This is a genomic window from Mesorhizobium sp. WSM4815, assembly GCF_055811575.1.
The window spans coordinates 1-21,004 of record NZ_JBVVQS010000066.1; the positions used below are offsets into that span (position 1 = coordinate 1).

Consider the following 21,004-nt stretch of genomic DNA (forward strand, 5'->3'; position numbering starts at 1 on the left):
CCCTTGCTCGATAGGATGGCAAACTGTTCGCGATGTCCTCGCACACCTGTTCGCGATGTCTCCGGTCCAAACAAAGGCCCACAAGGGGAGAAGGGAAGTGCCTTCACCAGTCCCCGACCGTCGCCTGTATCACCGCCAGCGCCGCCACCGCAGCCGTATCGGCGCGCAGGATGCGCGGACCGAGTGGAATCGCGGTTACGAAAGGCAGCTCCCGCAGCATCCTTCGTTCCTCGTCGGAAAACCCGCCCTCGGGGCCGACCAGCAGCCCGAGCTTCTTCTCCCGCACCGCCTGCAGCGCCGGCAGCGGATTGTTGGTGGAAGCATCCTCGTCGCAGTAGATCAACCGCCGCTCCTTGTCCCAGCCGGCCAGCAGGCGCTCGATTTTTTCCGCTTCGCGCACTTCCGGCACCGCAAGGATGCCGCATTGTTCGGCGGCCTCGACGACATTGGCGCGCAGCCGTTCGATGCCGGGCTTTGCCACCTGCGTGTGCTGGGTAATGACCGGTTGCAGGACGCCGGCACCCATCTCGACCGCCTTCTGCACCAGATAGTCGAGCCGACCCTGCTTAAGCGGCGCAAAGCAGTAGACGAGATCGGGCAGCGGCGGCTGCGGCCGCTGCAATGCCAGCACCTTCAGCCGCATCGTCTTTTTGGACCTGGCGGCGATAGAAGCCGACCATTCGCCGTCGCGGCCGTTGAACAACAGGATTTCGGCGCCCTCGCCGAGCCGCAGCACATGCATCAGGTAATGGCCCTGCTGCGGGCTCGCCTCGAACTCGATATCCGGTCCGAGGTCGTCCGGCACGAACAGCCGCTGCATCTTGTAATTGGCGCGCATCGCCGAGGAATGGGCGAGCCGGCTCTTGGCGTCAAGTCTCGGCCGACGGATGCCACACTGGCACATAGCCTTGCCTCAGCACGGCAACGGTGGTCGCCGGCGTGAGCAGGCGGATTGGACGGTCGGCAAAACCGCCGAACCCCACGGGATCGCCGTCCACCGGATCGCCCCCCACACGATCATCATAGCCTGCGAACGACCAGTGCAGCGCTTTGCCGCCGCGCATCGCATAGGCATTGCCGCCGTCCGCAACCATGGCGCCGTCCGGCAACCCGGCAAGCTCTTCTACGGATACGACCGGTGCCTGCCCACCCGACGCCAGCCGCTCCCTATGCAGCCGCTTGTCGACCTGTGGTGCGCGCGGCGCGGCAATGCCGAAGGCCATGCCGAAGCGCCGGACGAAGTCCCTGGCCCGCTCGCGCCGGCAGAAGAAGCAGGGCCGATGCCCGGCCGCGAGTGCGGTCACCTCGTCCAGGAAAAACAATTCGGTCCAGCCGGTCTTGCCACCGTTCCGGTTGCGGCCCATCGGCTCGCGCCGCACATTGCGGAATCCGCAGACGCAGATGATCCAGGCCTGCAGCGCCCAGCGTTTTTTCAGCAGCGTCTTCGTTTCGGGGTCATGGATGATGCCGCGATTGCCCATGAACAGGCCGCGCTCCGGCACGGCGTGGATGACGCCGAACGGGTCGACCCGATTCTGCAGTGGCATAGCTTTCTCCCCGAATACGTATCTTGGCCGGAATGACGGCGGCATGATATCGCTCGTCGCATCGTTTTCATGTCAGCAGGTTTTTCGATGCGGGTGCTGGTGGTCCAGAATTTCGACAGCGAGGGCCTTGGACAGATCGGCGCGGCGCTTGTCGAGGCAGGCGCCGATATCGACCTGCGCCGGCCCTATTGTGGCGAGATGCTGCCGCAGGACAGCGCTGCGCACGACGCCATGGTCGTGCTCGGCGGCGCCCAGAATGCGCTCGACGACGAGATCTGCCAGTATTTTCCTGGACTTCTCGACCTGACGCGCGATTTCGCCGGCAAGGATCGCGCCGTGCTCGGTATCTGCCTTGGCAGCCAACTGGTGGCGCGCGCCTTCGGCGGCGAGAACCGGATCGGCGGCGCCTCGGAATTCGGCTGGCACAAGGTCTCGCTCACGCCGGCGGCGACGGCCGATCCGGTGCTCGCTGCGCTGCCCGAAAATTTCCCGATCTTCGAATGGCACGACGACACCTTTGTCTTGCCCGAAAATGCCGTGCGGCTCGCCGGCAACGACGTCGCCGAGAACCAGGCGTTTCGCATCGGCCGCGCCGTCTATGGCTTCCAGTTCCATTTCGAGGCGGACCGGCCGATGGTCCGCGACTGGAGCGCATCTTTCGCATCGCTCATTGCCGAGCGGCACCCGGACTGGAGCGATCGGCTCGACGACGAAATGGCCCGCCACGGAGCGGCTGCCGATGCCGCCGGGCTGGCCATCGCCCGCGCCTGGGTGGCGACGATCTGATCAGTCAGTATCGACGTTGCATATTTGGCACGCCGGCAAAAATCCGCTGTGGACAGCATGTTTCGTGCTTGGCTTGTGGCCGCCCGCCACCCTAGAAGGCACCCGCTCTGCATCGTCCGTGCAACGCGATGAACCTTTTGGGTCACTCGCGCGACACATCGCCGATACAGAAAATGCCTAAAAGCAGCGAAATCGTCGAAACTTTGAGACGCTTTTTCCGTTTCAACCCATTCGTAACCCACCCCGTGCACAGATGCAGAAAGCCTAACCAAGAGATGACGTCCGTGAAAGCAGCGCTTCTGTCCTTTGTCATGTTGTCGGCCATAGTGTTGTGCGGCTTCGGCACCTACGCCGGCGACGCAGCCAACAACCACAACGCCGTCGACGGCTACGGCGTCACCGCCGCGCTTCGCTAAGCGCTTTAACCCCTCTCGCCTGACACCACCAGGATACGCTTGTCGGCACCGTCGACGACGAGCGCGCTGAGGTTTCCCGTCTGGTAGGCGAGCGTGTCGATATTGACGCGGTTGACCATCACCTCGGCCTCCGGCACCGGCGTGTGGCCATGCACCACGATCTTTGGATGCAGGCCGGAATGATTGTGGAAGACATCGCGGATCCAGATCAGGTCCTGCGCGCTCTGACTTTCCAGCGCAATGCCCGGCCGGATGCCGGCATGGCAGAAGAAGAAGTCGCCGAAGGTCAGTGAAAACGGCAGCGACTGCAGGAACTCGACATGGCTTTTCGGCACGGCCTCGACAAGTGCTGCATGGCCTTGCCGCAATGCCGCCTCGGACCTGCCGAACCACGCGCCGCCACCTTCATTGAGCGCTACGCCATAGGATTGCGCGGTCTGGATGCCGCCATAGCGCATGAAAAGCCCGTCCGCATCGGGAGTGTCGAGGAAGTCTAGGAAACCGATGTCGTGGTTGCCGGCGAGCATCAGGTGGCGCGGGTCGCGTTTTCGCACTTCGATCAGGAAATCGATGACGCCCTTGGAGTCCGGGCCGCGGTCGACATAGTCGCCGAGATGGACGACACGCCAGTCGGCCGGCCGCGCCTGGTGGATCTCGGCCGCAATCCGGCGGTACATGGCGGCGAGCAGGTCGAGCCGGCCATGCACGTCGCCGACCGCATAGATGCGCATGCCTTCCGGTCCGCGCGCGTCGAGAAAGTGGATGCCGGGGGCAGTCAATGCTTCCATCTCCGTGACCATGCCGCCACGGGAGTCTAACGCCGAAGCTGATCCTTGCCCATGTCGGTCACCAGACGCTTTCCGCACAGTGCCAGCGTTATGTCCATCTCCTTGCGGATGATTTCCAAGGCTTTGGTGACTCCTTCCTTGCCGAGCGCGCCGAGGCCGTAGAGGAAAGGCCGGCCGATATAGGTGCCCTTGGCGCCGAGACACAGCGCCTTCAGCACGTCCTGGCCAGAGCGGATGCCGCCATCCATATGCACTTCGATCGTGTCGCCGACCGCGTCGGCGATTTCTTCCAGCACCGAGATCGACGACGGCGCGCCGTCGAGCTGGCGTCCGCCATGATTGGAGACGATGATCGCGTCGGCGCCGGTCTTGGCCGCCATCAGCGCGTCCTCCTTGTCGAGGATGCCCTTCAGGATCAGCTTGCCGCCCCAGCGCTCCTTGATCCAGGCGACGTCCTTCCACGACAGATGCGGATCGAATTGCTCCGTCGTCCACGACGACAGCGAGTTGAGGTCGCCGACGCCCTTGGCGTGGCCGACGATGTTGCGAAAAGTCCGGCGCTTGGTACCGGCCATGCCAAGGCACCAGCCCGGCCTGGTCGCCACCTGCCAGACATGCTTCGGCGTGAAGCGCGGCGGCGCCGACAGCCCATTGCGGATGTCCTTGTGGCGCTGGCCGAGGATCTGCAGGTCGAGCGTCAGCACCAGCGCCGAGCACTTCGCCGCCTTCGCCCTGTCGATGAGACTGAGGACGAAATCCTTGTCGCGCAGCACATAGAGTTGGAACCAGAACGGCTTCCTGGTCACCGATGCGACATCCTCGATCGAGCAGATGCTCATCGTCGACAGCGTGAACGGCACGCCGAATTCCTCCGCCGCCTGCGCCGCCAGCATCTCGCCGTCGGGATGCTGCATGCCGGTCATGCCGGTCGGCGCCAGCGCCACCGGCATCGCCACATTCTCTCCGATCATGGTCGATTCCAGCGAGCGGTTGCTCATGTCGACCAGAACGCGCTGGCGGAACTTGATCTTTTGGAAATCCTCCTCATTGGCCCGGTAGGTGCTTTCGGTCCATCCACCGGAATCGGCATAGTCGAAGAACATCTTCGGCACGCGGCGGCGCGCCAGGTCCTTGAGATCGGCGATGGTGAGGATCATGCTCATAGGCTTCCCGCTGATGGTTCGCTAATTCGTCGCAATTCTTGGCCGGCGCTCACGAGCGTTTCCGTGCCGGCTCGCTGTCGCCGGCTTCTGAGCGCTGCATCAGCCTCAGACGCGACACGCGTTGCCAGTCGCCGCTGCGCTCGGCCTCGGCCATGGTGCGTTCGACATGGGTGATGTGGTCCATCGCAGCCTGCCGTGCGGCCGCCGGATCGCCGGCCTTGATCGCTGCGTAGATCGCCCGGTGCTGCGAAAGCAGCGCCTCGCGCGCGCCCGGCACGTTGAACACCAGGAGCCGGTTCTGGAACACGCCCTCCGACAGCAGCCGGTAGCACGAGCGCAGCGTGTGCAACAGGATGATGTTGTGCGCGCATTCGCAGATCGCGTGGTGGAACTCGACGTCGATTTCCGCCTCGTCGTCGAAATTGCCGGTCCGGTGCGCCTCGTCCATGCGCGCCATGATGCGATCGAGCAGCGCCAGGTCGTCTGATGTGGCGCGCCGCGCCGCATACTCGGCCGCCACCGCCTCGATCTCGCGGCGGTATTCCAGATAGTCGGTCGCCGCCTTGCGGTGCATGGAGATCAAGTCCGTCACCGGCTTGGTGAACAGCTGGCCGATGACGTCGGCGACATGGGTGCCGCCGCCGGCCCGGGTCGTCAAAAGCCCGCGCCCCTCCAGCGCCTTCAGCGCATCGCGCAGGATCGGCCGCGACACCTCGAACCTGCGCGCCAGCTCGCGCTCGCCCGGCAGCCTGTCGCCGGTGCGCAGAACGCCTTCGAGGATCAGACTCTCGATCTGCTGCACCACCTCGTCGGCGGTGCGGGAATGCTCGATCCTGGAGAAAATGTCGCTCAACGGGGATGGCCTGGGGAATGAACCGGTGTCGTGCAGGATAAAGCCTGTGTCGGCAACTGGTCAAATTATTTATCCAGTTCGCCCACTTGGCCGGGTCCGACGTCGTCCCGGCATATCGCTTTCGGCTAATTTGTCGTTTGCGTGCCCCGGCAATTGGCTCTAGAGGGACGCGAGTGCACCAGGCCCGGGGGACCAGCCGTGGCAGATGACCCGTCCAATCCAAAATTCCAGCCGCGCGTCGAAGGCAGCGTCATGGGCTTTCCCGCGCATGAGGGACGGCCTGGCGCGCTCGGCGAGGTTCACGCCCGTCCGCATCCGCTGGTCGAGAAGCCGCGCGTGCTGGTGCAGCTTTCGTTCATGACCGAAGCCGGCTCCGGCGTCGACCAGGCAGTGCTTTCCGAACTGTCGCGGCGCCTCGGCATCGCCGCGCCTGACCCTCATGCCCGCCACCACGCGATGAAGTGGGGCAAGGGCTCGCTGCGCTGGGAACGGCATACGGAATTCTCCACCTATCTATGGGAAGGACCGCTCTCCGAGAGCGGCCAGCGCCAGGAAGGTTCGCCTTTCGGCAACGGCTTTTCGCCGCCGGGAACGGTGATTTCCGGCATCAGGCTCGAAATCCGCAAATGGACGCAGGCGAGCGAAAGGCTGATCGCCGGCTTCGACCCGACCAGCCTGTGCTATTCGCTGGTCGAGCGCGGCAATGCCGCCATCGTCACCGATTTCCGCCAGGACGGTGACGGCATGACCCGCATGCTGGTGCTCGACCGCGGCCTGACGCCGGCACGCACCGGCGCGCTGGCGCAGCGGCTGATCGATATCGAAACCTACCGCACGCTGGCCATGCTTGGCCTGCCGCTGGCGCTGATGCTGTCCGGTCGCGCCCGCCGCATCGAAGACAGGCTGGCGCAGACCACATTGGAAATGAAGGTCGCCGAAACCCGCGACAACCAGACGCTGCTTGCCGACCTGACCGAGCTTGCCGCCGAACTGGAGGCCGATGCAGCCTCCAGCCTCTATCGCTTCGGCGCCAGCCGCGCCTATGACGGCATCGTCCGCGAACGGCTGGAGGCGCTGGAGGAAGAGGCGGTGCCCGGCTATGACACCTGGGGCGGCTTCCTGCAGCGCCGCGTCGCCCCCGCCATGCGCACCTGCCGTTCGGTCGAGGAGCGTCAGGCCAATCTGTCGACCAAGCTCACCCGTGCCACCACGCTGCTGCGCACCTGGGTCGACGTCGAGGTCGAGAAGCAGAACCGCGATCTGCTGGCGTCGATGAACAACCGCGCCCGCCTGCAGTTGCGGCTGCAGCAGACGGTGGAGGGTCTCTCGGTCGCCGCCGTCTCCTACTACGTCGTCGGGCTCATCGGCTACCTCGCCAAGGGCGCCTCGATCTTCGGCCATGCCGTCGCGCCCGAGGTCGTCACCGCCGCCTCGGTGCCGCTCGCCATCCTGCTGGTCTGGTGGGGCGTGCGCCGAGTGCGCCGCCTGCACTCCGAACCCGCCAAGCCGGCAGGCAATCTCCCACCTTGAGGGGGAGATGTCGCCGAAGGCGACAGAGGGGGGAGAAAGTCAGCGCTTCCCTCTCGCCGACCCGCGCAAGATCGTCCCGATTTCGGCCAAAGCAGGATTTGCAACAAGCGCCTGCCGCTGGTAAAAGATTTTTACCAGTCGATCGAAGGAACTGTCGATGTCCGGCCTGCTGATGCCGAAGCCAGACGACGCCACGATGCGCCGGCGCGACGAGATCGTCGCCGATATGCGCATCATCGTGCCCGGCGAGGGCGTCGTCGACGCTGCCAATTCGATGCGCGCCTTCGAGAGCGACGGCCTCACCGCCTATCGGCAGCTGCCGCTGGTCGTGGTGCTGCCCGAAACGGTGGCGCAGGTCTCGCGTGTGCTGAAATATTGCAACGACCGCAACATCCGCGTCGTGCCGCGCGGTTCCGGCACCTCGCTGTCAGGCGGAGCGCTGCCGCTGGAAGACGCCGTGCTGTTGGTGATGAGCAGGTTCAACCGCATTCTCGAGATCGATTTTCCCAACCGCATCGTCGTCGCCCAGCCGGGCGTCACCAATCTCGGCATCACCACCGCCGTCGAGCAGGAGGGCTTTTATTACGCCCCCGATCCATCCTCCCAGATCGCCTGCTCGATCGGCGGCAATGTCGCGGAGAATTCCGGTGGCGTGCATTGCCTCAAATACGGCCTTACCGCCAACAATGTGCTCGGCATCGAGATGGTGCTGATGAACGGCGAGGTGGTGCGGCTCGGTGGCAAGCATCTCGACGCGGAAGGCTACGACCTGCTCGGGGTGATGACCGGTTCCGAAGGGCTGCTCGGCGTCGTCACCGAGGTCACCGTGCGCATCCTGAAGAAGCCGGAGACGGCGCGCGCGCTGCTGATCGGCTTCCCGACCAGCGAGCAGGGCGGCCAATGCGTCGCCGACATCATCGGCGCCGGCATCATCCCGGGCGGCATGGAGATGATGGATCGTCCGGCGATCCATGCGGCCGAGGATTTCGTCCATGCCGGCTATCCCCTGGATGTCGAGGCGCTGCTGATCGTCGAGCTCGACGGGCCGGGCGTCGAGGTCGATCATTTGATCGGCCTGGTTGAGGCAATCGCCTATAGGAACGGCTCGACCACATGCCGCATCTCGCAATCGGAGCAGGAGCGGCTGAGTTTCTGGGCCGGCCGCAAGGCGGCCTTTCCGGCGGTCGGCCGCATCTCGCCGGACTATTACTGCATGGACGGCACCATCCCGCGCAAGGAACTGCCGCGCGTCCTGCACGGCATGCGGGAACTTTCCGAAAAATACGGGCTCGGCGTCGCCAACGTCTTCCATGCCGGCGACGGCAATCTGCATCCGCTGATCCTCTATGACGCCAACGTGCCGGGCGAGCTCGACAAGGCGGAAAGTTTCGGCGCCGACATCCTGCGGCTTTGCGTCAAGGTCGGCGGCGTGCTGACCGGCGAGCACGGCGTCGGCGTCGAGAAGCGCGACCTGATGCCGGAAATGTTCAACCAGATCGACCTCGACCAGCAGATGCGGGTCAAATGCGCATTCGACCCCAACCATCTGCTCAACCCGGGCAAGGTGTTTCCGCAGCTTCGCCGCTGCGCTGAACTCGGACGCATGCACGTGCATCGCGGCCAGACGGCGTTTCCGGATATTCCGAGGTTTTGAGTGGGCATGTTGGCGCTTGAACACCCCCCTCTGTCCTGCCGGACGTCTCCCCCTCAAGGGGGGAGATTGGCTGCTCGCGCGCCTCACCCTTCTTTCAACGTTGAAGATTGGCGAAGCCGGACGCGACATCTGATCTCCCCCCTTGAGGGGGAGATGTCCGGCAGGACAGAGGTGGGCGCGAAGGAACACAGCGTTCTCGAATTTGCACATGGCGCAACGCCATGACCACCTTCACCGCCGCCACCACCGCCGAAACTCTCGCCACCGTCGCCTGGGCGGCGGCGGAAGAAACGCCGCTCGAAATTCTTGGTCACGGCTCCAAGCGCGGCATCGGCCGTCCGCTGCAGACCGAGCACACGCTCGACCTGTCGAAACTGTCAGGCGTGACGCTCTACGAGCCGGCTGAACTGGTGCTGTCGGCGAAATCAGGCACGCCGCTCGCCGAGATCGAAAAATTACTTGCCGAAAACGGCCAGCAGCTGGCTTTCGAGCCATTGGACTATGGCCCGCTGCTCGGCGGCGAAAAGCGAACAGGCACGATCGGCGGCGTGCTGGCCGCGAACCTTTGCGGTCCGCGCCGGCTGAAGGCGGGGGCGGCGCGCGACCATATTCTTGGCATAGCAGCGGTTTCCGGGCGTGGCGAGGCGTTCAAATCGGGCGGCCGCGTGGTCAAGAACGTCACCGGCTATGACCTGTCCAAGCTCATGGCCAACAGCTGGGGCACGCTTGCCGTTCTTACCGACGTCACCTTCAAGGTGCTGCCCGCTGCCGAGACCGAAGTCACGCTGGCTGTGCGCGGCCTGCTCGACGATCATGCCGCGGCCGCTATGGCGCTGGCACTCGGTTCCAGCGCCGAAGTGTCGAGTGCTGCCCATCTTCCCGAACGCGTTGCCGCACGGGTCGCCGGCGGCGGTCTCGGCAGCACCGCCGCGACATTGCTGCGCGTCGAGGGGTTCGGCCCGTCGGTCGCCTACCGCATCGCAGCGCTGAAAGATCTGCTCGGAAATGCCGGCCCGCTCGAGGAAATCTCGGGCGAGGTCTCGCATTCTGTCTGGCGCGATATCCGCGATTGCGCGCCGTTTGCCGACGGCCTGGAAAAGCCGGTGTGGCGCGTGTCGATGGCGCCGGCGCAAGGCCACCAGATGGTGCTGGCGCTGCGCATGCAGGCGGCCGTCGATGCCTTTTATGACTGGCAGGGCGGACTGATCTGGCTGCGCATGGAGCATGGCGATCCCGAAGCCGATCTTCTGCGAGCAGTAGTGAGACAGTATGGCGGCGGCCATGCGACGCTGGTGCGCGCCGCCCCTTCGCATCGCGCCGCTGTGCCGGTGTTCGAGCCGCAGGCGCCGCACCTGGCAGCATTGTCGGCGCGGCTCAAAGCCGAATTCGATCCGAAGGCGATCCTCAACCCCGGCCGCATGGCTTAGGAGGTACGAGATGCAGACCAATTTCTCAGCTGCCCAGCTTGCCGATCCGCATGTCGCGGAATCGGAAAAGATCCTGCGCAAATGCGTGCATTGCGGCTTCTGCACGGCTACCTGCCCGACCTATGTGACGCTTGGCAACGAACTGGATTCGCCGCGCGGGCGAATCTACCTGATCAAGGACATGCTGGAGAACGGCCGACCGGCCGACAAGCAGATCGTCACCCATATCGACCGTTGCCTGTCCTGCCTCGCCTGCATGACAACCTGCCCGTCGGGCGTCAACTACATGCATCTGGTCGACCATGCCCGCGTCCATATCGAGGAAACCTACAAGCGGCCGCTGCCCGATCGGCTGACGCGCGCCATGCTGGCCTTGGTCCTGCCTTATCCCTCGCGGTTTCGCGCTGCGCTCAAGCTGGCAAAGCTCGGCCAGCCATTCGCCGGATTGCTGGAAAAGCTCCCGACGCTGAAGCCGCTGGGGGCGATGCTCAAGCTCGCCCCGGCGTCGGTTCCTGCGGCCTCGCCAATGGCTTCGCCGGGCATTCATGCCGGGCAGGGCACGAGCAAAAATGGCCGCGTCGCCATCCTTACCGGCTGCGCGCAATCCGTGCTCGATCCCGCCATCAACGACACGACGATCGCGCTGCTGACGCGGCTCGGCGTCGAGGTCGTGGTTCCCGAGGGCGAGGGCTGCTGCGGCGCGCTGGTGCATCACATGGGCCGCGAGGCGGCAGCCCTTGCCTCGGCCAAGCGCAATGTCGACGCCTGGACGCGCGCCATCGAGCAAGGCGGGCTGGATGCCATCGTCATCACTGCGTCGGGCTGCGGCACCACCATCAAGGATTATGGTTTCATGCTGCGCCTCGATCCCGCCTATGCCGACAAGGCGGCGCGGGTGTCGGCGCTGGCCAGGGACATCACCGAATATCTGGCAAGCATCGATCTGCCCGAGCCGGTGCGCAAGCCCGGCACCATCGTCGCCTATCACTCCGCCTGCTCGATGCAGCACGGCCAGAAAATCACCCGCCAGCCGAAGGAGCTTCTGGCCAAAGCCGGCTTCGTCGTGCGCGAGCCGCGCGAGGGGCATTTGTGCTGTGGCTCGGCCGGCACTTACAACATTTTGCAATCGGAGATTTCGGCTCAACTGCGTGACCGCAAGGTGAGAAATATCGAGGCGACCGGTGCTGAAATCGTCGCCACCGGCAACATCGGCTGCATCACCCAGATTGCGTCCGCCGCGAAACTGCCGGTGGTGCACACGATAAAGCTGCTCGACTGGGCCTATGGCGGGCCGCAGCCGGAGTGCGTTCCGGACAGCAGGCAGCCGTTGCAGCGGAGTGATCCACCGGCGCTGCCGGCTTATTCCGCTGCGAGCTTGTCCACCACGCCATAGGTCGCATGGTAGCGCGCGCGCTGGCGGCTGAGCGCCACCATCGTGTTGCGCAAAAGAATCGCCACGGTGATCGGGCCGACGCCGCCCGGCACCGGCGTGATCCAGGACGCCACATGCTTGACGCTCTCGGCGTCGACGTCACCGACGATGCGGCTCTCCCCGTCCGGTCCGATCTCGGAATTGATGCCGATGTCGATGACGGCCGCACCGGGCTTGACCATGTCGGCCTTGATCAGCCGCGGCTTGCCGACGGCGACGAACAGAGCATCGGCACGCCGCGCATGCGCGGCCACTGAGCGCGTCATGTGGTGGCACACCGTCACCGTCGCGCCCTCGCTCATCAGCAGGAAGGCGATCGGCTTGCCGACGATCTCGGAGTGACCGACGATGACGACCTCGAGCCCCTTGAGATCGAGACCGGTTTCCCTGAGCAGTTCGACCGAAGCGGCGGCCGTGCAGGGTGCGAGGTCGAGCTGGTTGTAGACGATGTTGCCGATCGACGCCGGATGCATGCCCTCGACGTCCTTGAGCGGATGCACCGCCGCTTGCAGCGTCTTGATCGGGATATGCACCGGCACCGGCCGCTGGATGATGATGCCGGTGACGCGCGGATCGGCGTTCAGGCCGTGGATCGCTGCTTCGAGTTCGCCGGCGGTGATGTCGGCGGGAAATCGTCTTTCCTCGAAACCGATACCGGCCAGTGCCGCCTTGGCGCGCTGGTTGCGCACATAGACATCGACTGCAGCCGTGTCGCCGACGGTGATCGATATCAGTTTGGCCGGAAAGCCTTCGGCGGTTGCGATCGCTGCATCCTCGCGCACCGAGGCGATGATGCGTTGGGCGACCGGACCGCCCCGGAGATAGCGGCTGTCGTCGGACAGGGACATTGTGCTTAAGCCTTTGTCTGGAAGCGTTGCAGCCGACATAGCAAAATACCGAGGAGAATGGCAGCGAGAATGCGAACCGCCATGCCGCGGGCGCGACGTACCACCCGATCCTGACAAACTAAACCATCCTATGGCGTCCCGGAAACAGAAAGGGCAGCGGCGGTTTGCCGCGCTGCCCTTTCGTGACCGACCGTATCCCCACACGGCCCGTCCCCCGTATTCCGATGGATCCCGAGACTTCTGGACAGACTCGGCAACAATTACATCACCACAACCGTCGTGCCAACATCGACCCGCTCATAGAGATCGACGACGTCCTCGTTGCGCATGCGAATGCAGCCCGACGACACCGCGCCGCCGATCGTCCATGGCTGGTTGGTGCCGTGGATGCGGTAGAGCGTCGAGCCGAGATAAAGCGCGCGCGCGCCGAGCGGGTTCTCGACGCCGCCGGCGACATAGGTCGGCAGATAACGGCCGTTGGCGGCCTCGCGCGAGATCATCTGCGCCGGCGGTCGCCATTCGGGCCAGACCTTCTTCTGCGAGATCTTGTGCTTGCCGGCCCATTCGAAGCCCGGCTTGCCGGTGCCGACGCCATAGCGCCGCGCCTTGCCGTTGTTCTCGACCAGATAGAGGAAATTCTCCCGCGTATCGATGACGATCGTGCCCGGCTTCTCCGGGCCGTCGTAGGCGACTTCCTGCGGCAGGTAGATCGGGTTGATCTGCGGGCGCGCGATGATGCGCTTCTTGGCCGGCGCTTGCATCGCGGCTGTGTGCAGCTGAGCCGGTTGCGCCTGCCGCTGAGAACGGCGCTGCGGCTTTTGCATCTCTTGCCGGTTCTGGCGGACGATGCCCGGCGCGCGGCCAAGCTGCAGCACCCAGGGCGCCGAAAGGTCGGGGCTCACCATCACTGGCGGCCTGTCGGCATAGCGATCATTGGCGCTGGAGGGCGTAGCGGCGGCCAGTACGGCAGCGGCGCCGAGCAGCGGGAACAAAAATGTCTTCATTGGAACGCACCCTGATCGTCGAACACGCCGGGGCGCACAAGCGTCCCCGATGTCGCGAACATTGGGCGCGGAGCAGCAACCGAAACATGAATCGGAATGCGTAAAATGCTGCATTGTCAGTAAAGCTTTCGGTGTGGTTACCGGCCGGTTCAGGAATCTGGTAAAGCCGCGGTAAAGGCAGCGCTGAGGCGCATTAACCAATGGAATTGTGCCATGGATGAGAAGACAGGCCTGCTGGCTGGACCCGATGGTATCGCGCGCTGCTTCTGGCACGGCAATCTGCCGGACTATTTGCACTACCACGATCACGAATGGGGCCGGCCGGTCGACGACGACCTCAGGCTGTTCGAAAAGATCTGCCTCGAAGGCTTTCAGTCGGGGCTGTCCTGGCTGACCATATTGCGCAAGCGCGAGAATTTTCGCGAGGCGTTCGCCGGCTTCGATATCGACAGGATCGCCGCCTTCACCGAACAGGATGTCGAGCGCCTGCTCGGCAATGCCGGTATCATTCGCCACCGCGGCAAGATCGTCTCGACCATCAACAACGCCGGGCGCGCGCGTGAATTGGCCGACGAGGCCGGCTCGCTGGCGGCCTGGTTCTGGAAGTTCGAACCCGGCCCGGACGAACGGCCCGAAATCGTCGATCTCGCCCATCTGCGCGCCAATCCGACCACGGTAGTCTCGGTGCGGATTTCGAAGGAGCTGAAGAAACGCGGCTGGAGCTTTGTCGGCCCGACCACCGTCTACGCCTTCATGCAGGCCATGGGGCTGGTCAACGACCATCTCGAAGGCTGTGTCTGCCGCGAGCAGGTCGAGGCGGAGCGCAAGGCGTTCAAAAGGCCGAAGTAGCGTCGTTCTTGCCTTCTCCCACAAGGGGAGAAGGCAAGGGGGCGCTCAACAACTCAAGCGCCGGCGCCGGCCAGAAAGAGCCCGGCAACGATAGCCGCTATCGTGGCAAACGCCGGATAGATCACGAGCAGGCTGGTCAGCAGCGCATCGCGCATGGTCGGCCCCGTACGCTTGTCTGCGGCAACCTCGAACGGTCCCGCCATTTGGGCTGCAGGTCCCGGTGCATGATGATCGGCCGGCCTCAGCTGGGCGGGCAGCTCGCGGGTGCGGCTGTCGTTGATGTCGAATTTCTGCGCCAAGGTCATGGCCCGAACCCCTTGTTTCGGCGCGCTTTATCGGCTGCGATTGTGTCGGCACGATGCCGCGCTTATGGCGGAATTGTTTCAGCTCCTTGCCTTCTCCCGCACGGGGAGAAGGCAAGGAGCAAACCCTTGCCGCGCCAAGCCCCATCGGTTAGGACACGCCCACTCGAAACAAGTCAGCTTTACCTAGCGAAAAGACCCATGCCATGGCCGACAAATCGGAAAAGATGAAAGCGCGGCTGCCGCGCGGGCTTGTCGATCGCGGCGCCGAGGATATCCGTGCCGTCGAGAAGATGATGGCGACGATCCGCTCGGTCTATGAGCTGTACGGCTTCGAGCCGGTCGACCAGCCGCTGATCGAATACACCGATGCGCTGGGCAAGTTCCTGCCCGATCAGGATCGGCCGAACGAGGGTGTGTTCTCCTTCCAGGACGACGACGACCAGTGGCTGTCGCTGCGCTACGATTTGACCGCGCCGATGGCCCGTTTTGTCGCTGAAAACTTTGAGCGCCTGCCGAAACCCTATCGCAGCTACCGCTCCGGCTGGGTGTTCCGCAACGAAAAGGCCGGCCCTGGCCGCTTCCGCCAGTTCATGCAGTTCGATGCCGACACGGTCGGCACGCCAGGTGTCGCGGCCGACGCCGAAATGGCGATGATGATGGCCGACGTGATGGAAGCGCTCGGCATCAAGCGCGGCGACTACATCATTAGGGTCAACAATCGCAAGGTGCTCGACGGCGTGCTCGAGGCGATCGGCCTTGGCGGCGACGAGAATGCTGGGCGCCGGTTGCAGGTGCTGCGCGCGATCGACAAGCTGGACAAGTTTGGACCGGAAGGCGTCAAGCTTTTGCTGGGCAAAGGTCGCTGGGACGGCGGTAAAGAGGGCGAGGGGGATTTTACAAAGGGGGCTGGGCTAGACGAAGTTCAAGCAGCGTTCATTGTCGCCGTCGTTCTTCACAACCAACACGTCGAGGCTGGGCTCAAAAACGATGTAGGAAAATGGAACAGGGTACTTGAGGCCAACCCCACCGCCGAAGCGGGATTTGCTGAACTCAAAGAGATTGAAGCGCTTGTCCTGGCTGCCGGCTATGGTCCGGACCGCATTCGCATAGACCCCTCCGTCGTCCGCGGCCTCGAATATTACACCGGCCCGGTCTATGAAGCCGAACTGCTGGCCGAAATTCCCAACGAAGAGGGAAAAATCGTCCGCTTCGGCTCGGTCGGCGGTGGCGGGCGCTATGATGGCCTCGTCTCGCGCTTTCGCGGCGAGCCGGTGCCGGCGACCGGCTTTTCCATCGGCGTCTCCAGGCTGATGACGGCGCTGAAGAACCTCGGCAAGCTCAATACATCGGACGTGATCGCGCCGGTCGTCGTGCTCACCATGGACAAGGACACGGACAGTCTCGGCCGCTACCAGAAAATGGTGGCCGAGCTGCGCGCCGCCGGCATCCGCTCGGAAATGTATCTCGGCGGCGCCGGCATGAAGGCGCAGCTCAAATATGCCGACCGCCGCGGCAGCCCGGTCGCCATCATCCAGGGCGGCGACGAGCGGGCGAAAGGCGAGGTGCAGATCAAGGACCTGATCGAGGGCGCCCGGATGTCGGCGGAGATTGTGGACAACGCCGAATGGCGCTCCGCGCGCCCGGCGCAGGTGACGGTGGCGGAAAGCGATCTGGTTGGCGAGGTAAGGAAGATACTGGCGGCGCAGGCGGCCGACCGTGCGAAGGGTGGCGCGTGAACACCCCCCTCTGGCCTGCCGGCCATCTCCCCCTCAAGGGGGGAGATGGGCAGCCGTACCGCCGGCACTTACCTTTCAACCTTGAAAATAGGGCGAAGGCTGCGACGAGACTAATCTCCCCCCTTGAGGGGGAGATGGCCGGCAGGCCAGAGGGGGGTGCCTCGCACCCAACCGATCAATGACCTCCCGCTACCCCGCCATCGCATCAGACATCACAAAACTCTTTGCTGCGCGAAACACGCATGCGGTCGAGGTGGCGGTGCTGCAGCCGGCCGACCCGTTCCTGGACATGGCCGGCGAGGATTTGCGCCGGCGTATTTTCCTCACCGAAAGCGAGACCGGACAGACGCTTTGCCTGCGGCCGGAGTTCACCATCCCGGTCTGCCTCGACCACATTGCCAGCCAAGCCGGAACGCCGCGCCGCTATTCCTATCTCGGCGAGGTGTTTCGCCAGCGCCGCGAGGGCGGAAACGAGTTTTTCCAGGCCGGCATCGAGGATCTCGGCGACGGCGACATCGCACAGGCCGATGCCCGATCGCTGGCCGATGCGCATGCGCTGCTTTCGCTGGTGCTGCCGGGCCAGGAACTAACGATCACGCTCGGCGACCAGACTGTTTTCGAGGCGGTGCTCGCCGCACTCGGCCTGCCGCGCGGCTGGCGCATGCGGCTGGCCCGCGCCTTCGGTTCGGCGGCGATGCTGGAGGCAGCGCTGGCAGACCTCGCCAACCCGCCGCGCAACGGCCAGCTCGCCGGCGCGGTCGCAGCCCTTGTCCTCGACGGCAATCTGGAAGCGCTTTCCTCGCACATCGCCGGCGGCATGGAACAGGCGGGTCTGTCGGCGTCGGCCGGACGGTCGCCGACCGAGATTGCGCGGCGCTTGATCGAAAAGGCCGAGCTGCGCAGTGTCAGGCTGTCGAACGAGGCATTTTCGGCGCTTAAGGATTTTCTGGCGATCGATGTGACGCTCGACGGCGCGGCAAAAGCGCTCGAAACCTTCGCAGCCGGCGCCGGCGTTTCGCTGGGCGCGGCGCTCGAGAATTTTTCGGCTCGCGCCAAGGCGATCGAAGCGCTTGGCCTGTCCACGGCAAAAATCCGCTACGACGCCGCCTTTGGCCGTCCGCTCGATTACTACACGGGCCTGGTCTTCGAGATCGCGGCGGAAAACGGTGACCGGCCGCTGGCCGGCGGCGGCCGTTACGACCGCTTGCTGACGTTGCTCGGCGCGAAAACGCCGATCCCCGGCGTCGGCTTTTCCGTCTGGCTCGACCGCATCGAAACGTTGCGGGAGAAGGCGCAATGATCACCCTGGCGATTCCATCGAAGGGCCGGCTCAAGCAGCAGGCGCTGGAGGTGCTGGCCGAGGCCGGGCTTGCCGTCAGCCTGCCCGGCGACGAGCGCAAATACCGCGCCCGCATCGAAGGCGTGGAAGCGGTCGAGGTGGCGTTCCTGTCGGCGTCAGAAATCGCAGGCGAAATCGGCCAGGGCTCGGTCGACCTCGGCATCACCGGCGAGGATCTGTTGCGCGAAAGCGTCGCCGACTGGGAGGCGCGCGCGGAGATCGTCGCCCGCCTCGGTTTCGGCAATGCCGATGTCGTGGTGGCGGTGCCCGACATCTGGCTCGACGTCGATACGATGGCCGACCTCGACGATGTCGCCGCCGATTTCCGCCAGCGCCACGGCAGGCGGCTCAGGATAGCCACAAAATACTGGCGGCTGACGCAGCAGTTTTTTTCGCAAAAGCACGGCATCCAGGTCTATCGCATCGTCGAGAGCCTCGGCGCCACCGAAGGCGCGCCGGCGGCGGGATTGGCCGATGTCGTCGTCGACATCACCACGTCAGGCTCGACGCTGCGCGCCAACCATCTGAAGGTTTTGGCGGACGGCGTCATCCTGCGATCGCAGGCCTGCCTCGTCGCATCGCGGAAGCCGCGTGCGGCGGCCGACGAGGCTGTCATGCGCGGCATCGCGGCGAAGATGGGTGCCTTCCCTCCCCCTTGAGGGCAGGGTGGACAGCCGCCGAAGGCGGATGGACGGGTGGGGTCGTTGCGGCAGTGCTCGACGCGAGACACCCGCCTCGCTTCGCGAGGCACCCTGCCCTCAAGGGGGAGGGGATTGCGCTCCAAAACCATCAACGGGATTTCCACCACCCCGGCAGGCTGATAGACTCGGGTCGCCTGCGGAGGAGACGGCAATGCCGATCAATCTCGACGAGTTGAAGAATGCCACCAGCCTGCGCGGTCGCCGCCCGGGCAATGGGGCCACGTTTGTCGCGCCGGTCGACGGCAGGGCGCATGTATCGGGCGAGCGCACCGTGCCGCTGCTGCAGCAAACGATCCCGGCGCTGCTTTCGGACACCGTCAGCAAATACGGCACGCTCGATGCCGCCGTCTTCGTCGACCAGGACAAGCGCTTCACCTGGAGCGAACTTTCAGACACGGTGGACGCGCTGGCCGCAGGCTTCCTGGCTCTCGGCCTGGCAAAAGGCGACCGCGTCGGCATCTGGTCGCCGAACCGCTGGGAGTGGCTGGTGACGCAATTCGCCACCGCCCGCATCGGCCTGATCCTGGTCAACATCAACCCGGCTTATCGGTTGGTCGAACTCGACTATGCGCTGAACAAGGTCGCTTGCCGAGCGCTGGTCACGGCCGTCAAATTCAAGAGCTCCGACTATCTCGGCATGATCGAGACGCTGGCGCCGGAGATCGCGACGGCGACACCGGGCGAGCTCGATGCGAAAAAATTGCCGGCGCTAAAAATCGTCATCCGCATGGGTGAGGAGCATTCGCCCGGCATGCTCAATTTCACCGACGTGCTGGCGATAGGCGGGCGCGACGAGCATGATAGCCTCGACCGGATCTCCGAGGGGCTGAAGCCCGGCGATGCCATCAACATCCAGTTCACCTCAGGCACGACAGGCGCGCCCAAGGGCGCGACGCTGACCCACAACAACATCGTCAACAACGGCAATTTCGTCACCTCGGCGATCAGGCTCACCGTCGACGACCGGCTGTGCATCCCGGTGCCGCTCTATCACTGCTTCGGCATGTCGATGGGCACGATCGGCTGCGTCACCAAGGGCGCGACGATGGTTTTCCCGGGCGAGGGGTTTGATGCCGGCGCCACGCTGAGAGCGGTGGCGGGCGAGCGCTGCACCGGCCTCTATGGCGTGCCGACCATGTTCGTCGGCCTGCTCGACCATCCGGATTTCGACACCTTCGATCTCACCAGCCTGCGCACCGGCATCATGGCCGGCTCGCCGTGCCCGATCGAGGTGATGAAGAAGGTGGTGTCGCTGATGCACATGGCGGAGGTGACAATCGCCTATGGCATGACCGAGACCAGCCCGGTGTCGTTCCAGAGCAGCGTCGACGACCCGCTGGAAAAGCGCGTCTCGACCGTCGGCCGCGTCCACCCCCATGTCGAGGTCAAGGCGATCGATGGCGATGGCGCGACCGTTGCGGTCGGCGCGCCGGGCGAACTCTGCACGCGCGGCTATTCGGTGATGAAGGGCTATTGGGACGACGAGGAAAAAACCCGCGAGGCGATCGATCCCGACGGCTGGATGCACACCGGCGACCTCGCCACCATCGACGCCGAGGGTTATTGCAACATCGTCGGCCGGGTCAAGGATATGGTCATCCGCGGCGGCGAGAACGTCTATCCGCGCGAGGTCGAGGAATTTCTCTACCGCCACCCCAAGGTCAGGGAAGTGCAGGTGTTCGGCATCCCCGACCCGAAATTTGGCGAGGAGCTTTGTGCCTGGATCGTGCTCAAGCCGGGCCAGACCGCCACCGACCAGGAGATCAAGGCCTTCTGCGCCGGCCAGATCGCCCATTACAAGATCCCGCGCCACATCCGCTTCCGCACCGAATTGCCGATGACGGTGACCGGCAAGCCGCAGAAGTTTCTCATGCGCGAGGCGATGGTTGACGAACTCGGCCTGGTGACGCCGAAGACGGCTTGAAGCGGGGTGTGAGCACTCTTTCCGCTTCAATCCGACTGTGCCAGCTCGGTGCTGGCAAGGCTAAACCGCCGGTCCTTCGAGCCCGCTTCTCTCGTGCGACTTCCACAGGTACCAGCCGAGGACGGTACCGAAGAAGAATGTGTGGGCAATGAACTGCACGACCGGGCTTGCTTGCAGGAACCAGGGGAATGCGATCGGCGCGATCACATAGAAATTGACGAGCCACAAGGCGAGGCCAAAGATACTGCCGAGACCGATGAAGGCTGCTCGCCCTCGCAGCATTGCGGCAATCTCCCCGAACACGATCCCATAGGCGATGGCCAGGATCAAATGTACGACCACGCCGGCGATGCTGGCCGTCAAGAGCGGGTAGCCGGGATCGAGGGCTTCCGGTCCAAGCGCGATGGCGCCGATCATGCGCAGGGGCATGAAGAACGCTTCCGCCCCCATCATGAACGCACTCGTCGCCATTTCGAAGGCCGCAAAGACGATGCCTGCGACAATGCCCGCGACGGCCCCCTGCTGGAGTCCCCATCGGATGTCGCGTGGCGTCACCGGCGTATGGATATAATCACGGTAAGCCATAACACTGCTCCCTATTCTGGACGCAGATTCCTCCGCAAAATCAATGCCGGGAACGCGTCTGCGGTTCCGAGCGTCGGGTATAATTCACGAGGATTTGATTGAAGTTGATGTTTCTCG

The 21,004-nt window shown here is 64.4% G+C and carries 20 protein-coding genes; 11 read left to right on the top strand and 9 right to left on the bottom strand.

The window, feature by feature from the left end; translation table 11 throughout:
* Positions 1–103: 103 nt before the first annotated feature.
* Together AC0L2B_RS01250 and AC0L2B_RS01255 are read right to left on the bottom strand one after the other, a co-directional pair.
* On the bottom strand, positions 104–838 hold the full coding sequence (locus AC0L2B_RS01250) for a 16S rRNA (uracil(1498)-N(3))-methyltransferase (protein ID WP_473743854.1): 735 nt from the start codon (positions 836–838) through the stop codon (positions 104–106).
* Positions 839–869: 31 nt separating this feature from the next.
* Positions 870–1,547: a hypothetical protein gene (locus tag AC0L2B_RS01255; RefSeq protein ID WP_473743809.1), complete on the bottom strand. Its 678-nt coding sequence runs from the start codon at positions 1,545–1,547 to the stop codon at positions 870–872.
* Between the two features lie 87 nt (positions 1,548–1,634).
* On the opposite strand from AC0L2B_RS01255, the gene AC0L2B_RS01260 reads away from it, so the two are divergent.
* Entirely contained in the window at positions 1,635–2,333 is a 699-nt protein-coding gene (locus tag AC0L2B_RS01260; RefSeq protein ID WP_473743856.1) for a type 1 glutamine amidotransferase, read from the top strand.
* A gap of 284 nt (positions 2,334–2,617) precedes the next feature.
* On the top strand, positions 2,618–2,749 hold the full coding sequence (locus AC0L2B_RS01265) for a hypothetical protein (RefSeq protein WP_258124092.1): 132 nt from the start codon (positions 2,618–2,620) through the stop codon (positions 2,747–2,749).
* A gap of 5 nt (positions 2,750–2,754) precedes the next feature.
* Here AC0L2B_RS01265 and AC0L2B_RS01270 read toward each other — a convergent pair whose 3' ends face one another.
* Genes AC0L2B_RS01270 through AC0L2B_RS01280 form a run of 3 tightly spaced genes read right to left on the bottom strand, consistent with a single transcriptional unit; the run spans position 2,755 to position 5,553 of the window.
* Complete coding sequence (locus tag AC0L2B_RS01270) at positions 2,755–3,528, bottom strand: metallophosphoesterase (RefSeq protein WP_473743858.1); 774 nt, start codon at positions 3,526–3,528, stop codon at positions 2,755–2,757.
* A gap of 35 nt (positions 3,529–3,563) precedes the next feature.
* Positions 3,564–4,700 carry an alpha-hydroxy acid oxidase gene (locus AC0L2B_RS01275; protein WP_473743811.1) on the bottom strand — a complete coding sequence of 379 codons (1,137 nt, stop codon included), beginning with the start codon at positions 4,698–4,700 and terminating at the stop codon, positions 3,564–3,566.
* Positions 4,701–4,749: 49 nt separating this feature from the next.
* Positions 4,750–5,553: a FadR/GntR family transcriptional regulator gene (locus AC0L2B_RS01280; protein ID WP_473743812.1), complete on the bottom strand. Its 804-nt coding sequence runs from the start codon at positions 5,551–5,553 to the stop codon at positions 4,750–4,752.
* A gap of 198 nt (positions 5,554–5,751) precedes the next feature.
* Here AC0L2B_RS01280 and AC0L2B_RS01285 point away from each other — a divergent pair, with 198 nt between their 5' ends.
* From AC0L2B_RS01285 to glcF, 4 genes are all read left to right on the top strand, one after another.
* The gene (locus AC0L2B_RS01285) at positions 5,752–7,083 is read left to right on the top strand and encodes a DUF3422 family protein (RefSeq protein WP_473743813.1); all 1,332 of its coding nucleotides are present in this window, start codon (positions 5,752–5,754) and stop codon (positions 7,081–7,083) included.
* 157 nt (positions 7,084–7,240) lie between these two features.
* The gene (locus AC0L2B_RS01290) at positions 7,241–8,737 is read left to right on the top strand and encodes an FAD-linked oxidase C-terminal domain-containing protein (RefSeq protein WP_091597500.1); all 1,497 of its coding nucleotides are present in this window, start codon (positions 7,241–7,243) and stop codon (positions 8,735–8,737) included.
* 221 nt (positions 8,738–8,958) lie between these two features.
* Positions 8,959–10,164: an FAD-binding protein gene (locus AC0L2B_RS01295; RefSeq protein WP_473743815.1), complete on the top strand. Its 1,206-nt coding sequence runs from the start codon at positions 8,959–8,961 to the stop codon at positions 10,162–10,164.
* A 10-nt stretch (positions 10,165–10,174) separates the two neighbouring features.
* Positions 10,175–11,557: a glycolate oxidase subunit GlcF gene (gene glcF, locus AC0L2B_RS01300; RefSeq protein WP_473743816.1), complete on the top strand. Its 1,383-nt coding sequence runs from the start codon at positions 10,175–10,177 to the stop codon at positions 11,555–11,557.
* Here the strand turns inward: glcF and AC0L2B_RS01305 are convergent.
* Entirely contained in the window at positions 11,524–12,444 is a 921-nt protein-coding gene (locus AC0L2B_RS01305) for a bifunctional 5,10-methylenetetrahydrofolate dehydrogenase/5,10-methenyltetrahydrofolate cyclohydrolase (RefSeq protein WP_287246565.1), read from the bottom strand. The two genes, glcF and AC0L2B_RS01305, sit on opposite strands and share 34 nt — an antisense overlap.
* A 260-nt stretch (positions 12,445–12,704) precedes the next feature.
* Complete coding sequence (locus AC0L2B_RS01310; RefSeq protein ID WP_473743818.1) at positions 12,705–13,448, bottom strand: L,D-transpeptidase; 744 nt, start codon at positions 13,446–13,448, stop codon at positions 12,705–12,707.
* Positions 13,449–13,661: 213 nt separating this feature from the next.
* On the opposite strand from AC0L2B_RS01310, the gene AC0L2B_RS01315 reads away from it, so the two are divergent.
* Positions 13,662–14,297, top strand: coding sequence for a DNA-3-methyladenine glycosylase I (locus tag AC0L2B_RS01315; RefSeq protein ID WP_473743820.1), 636 nt, complete (start codon positions 13,662–13,664; stop codon positions 14,295–14,297).
* Positions 14,298–14,350: 53 nt separating this feature from the next.
* Here the strand turns inward: AC0L2B_RS01315 and AC0L2B_RS01320 are convergent, their stop codons facing one another.
* The gene (locus tag AC0L2B_RS01320) at positions 14,351–14,602 is read right to left on the bottom strand and encodes a hypothetical protein (protein ID WP_473588026.1); all 252 of its coding nucleotides are present in this window, start codon (positions 14,600–14,602) and stop codon (positions 14,351–14,353) included.
* A 203-nt stretch (positions 14,603–14,805) separates the two neighbouring features.
* Here AC0L2B_RS01320 and hisS point away from each other — a divergent pair, with 203 nt between their 5' ends.
* The 4 genes from hisS (at position 14,806) to AC0L2B_RS01340 (ending at position 20,302) form a co-directional block, all read left to right on the top strand.
* Positions 14,806–16,338: a histidine--tRNA ligase gene (gene hisS / locus AC0L2B_RS01325; protein WP_473743822.1), complete on the top strand. Its 1,533-nt coding sequence runs from the start codon at positions 14,806–14,808 to the stop codon at positions 16,336–16,338.
* Between the two features lie 178 nt (positions 16,339–16,516).
* Positions 16,517–17,638 (top strand): ATP phosphoribosyltransferase regulatory subunit, encoded by a 1,122-nt coding sequence (locus tag AC0L2B_RS01330; RefSeq protein ID WP_473743824.1) that lies wholly within the window; start codon positions 16,517–16,519, stop codon positions 17,636–17,638.
* Positions 17,635–18,336, top strand: a complete 702-nt coding sequence (gene hisG / locus AC0L2B_RS01335) for an ATP phosphoribosyltransferase (RefSeq protein WP_473743826.1) — start codon at positions 17,635–17,637, stop codon at positions 18,334–18,336. Before AC0L2B_RS01330 ends, hisG begins: the two co-directional genes overlap by 4 nt.
* Before the next feature lie 193 nt (positions 18,337–18,529).
* A complete protein-coding gene (locus tag AC0L2B_RS01340; RefSeq protein ID WP_473743828.1) occupies positions 18,530–20,302 on the top strand; it encodes an AMP-binding protein in 1,773 nt (590 codons plus the stop codon).
* A 60-nt stretch (positions 20,303–20,362) separates the two neighbouring features.
* Here the strand turns inward: AC0L2B_RS01340 and AC0L2B_RS01345 are convergent, their stop codons facing one another.
* Positions 20,363–20,887 carry a hypothetical protein gene (locus tag AC0L2B_RS01345; protein WP_473743831.1) on the bottom strand — a complete coding sequence of 175 codons (525 nt, stop codon included), beginning with the start codon at positions 20,885–20,887 and terminating at the stop codon, positions 20,363–20,365.
* Between the last annotated feature and the right edge of the window lie 117 nt (positions 20,888–21,004).

Bases quoted from the DNA above. Each gene is read 5' to 3' on its own strand.
- AC0L2B_RS01250 (WP_473743854.1), bottom strand. From the start codon at position 838: ATGCGCGCCAATTACAAGATGCAGCGGCTGTTCGTGCCGGACGACCTC.
- AC0L2B_RS01255 (WP_473743809.1), bottom strand. From the start codon at position 1,547: ATGCCACTGCAGAATCGGGTCGACCCGTTCGGCGTCATCCACGCCGTG.
- AC0L2B_RS01260 (WP_473743856.1), top strand. From the start codon at position 1,635: ATGCGGGTGCTGGTGGTCCAGAATTTCGACAGCGAGGGCCTTGGACAG.
- AC0L2B_RS01275 (WP_473743811.1), bottom strand. From the start codon at position 4,700: ATGAGCATGATCCTCACCATCGCCGATCTCAAGGACCTGGCGCGCCGC.
- AC0L2B_RS01290 (WP_091597500.1), top strand. From the start codon at position 7,241: ATGTCCGGCCTGCTGATGCCGAAGCCAGACGACGCCACGATGCGCCGG.
- AC0L2B_RS01295 (WP_473743815.1), top strand. From the start codon at position 8,959: ATGACCACCTTCACCGCCGCCACCACCGCCGAAACTCTCGCCACCGTC.
- glcF (WP_473743816.1), top strand. From the start codon at position 10,175: ATGCAGACCAATTTCTCAGCTGCCCAGCTTGCCGATCCGCATGTCGCG.
- AC0L2B_RS01305 (WP_287246565.1), bottom strand. From the start codon at position 12,444: ATGTCCCTGTCCGACGACAGCCGCTATCTCCGGGGCGGTCCGGTCGCC.
- AC0L2B_RS01310 (WP_473743818.1), bottom strand. From the start codon at position 13,448: ATGAAGACATTTTTGTTCCCGCTGCTCGGCGCCGCTGCCGTACTGGCC.
- AC0L2B_RS01315 (WP_473743820.1), top strand. From the start codon at position 13,662: ATGGATGAGAAGACAGGCCTGCTGGCTGGACCCGATGGTATCGCGCGC.
- AC0L2B_RS01320 (WP_473588026.1), bottom strand. From the start codon at position 14,602: ATGACCTTGGCGCAGAAATTCGACATCAACGACAGCCGCACCCGCGAG.
- hisS (WP_473743822.1), top strand. From the start codon at position 14,806: ATGGCCGACAAATCGGAAAAGATGAAAGCGCGGCTGCCGCGCGGGCTT.
- AC0L2B_RS01330 (WP_473743824.1), top strand. From the start codon at position 16,517: ATGACCTCCCGCTACCCCGCCATCGCATCAGACATCACAAAACTCTTT.
- hisG (WP_473743826.1), top strand. From the start codon at position 17,635: ATGATCACCCTGGCGATTCCATCGAAGGGCCGGCTCAAGCAGCAGGCG.
- AC0L2B_RS01340 (WP_473743828.1), top strand. From the start codon at position 18,530: ATGCCGATCAATCTCGACGAGTTGAAGAATGCCACCAGCCTGCGCGGT.
- AC0L2B_RS01345 (WP_473743831.1), bottom strand. From the start codon at position 20,887: ATGGCTTACCGTGATTATATCCATACGCCGGTGACGCCACGCGACATC.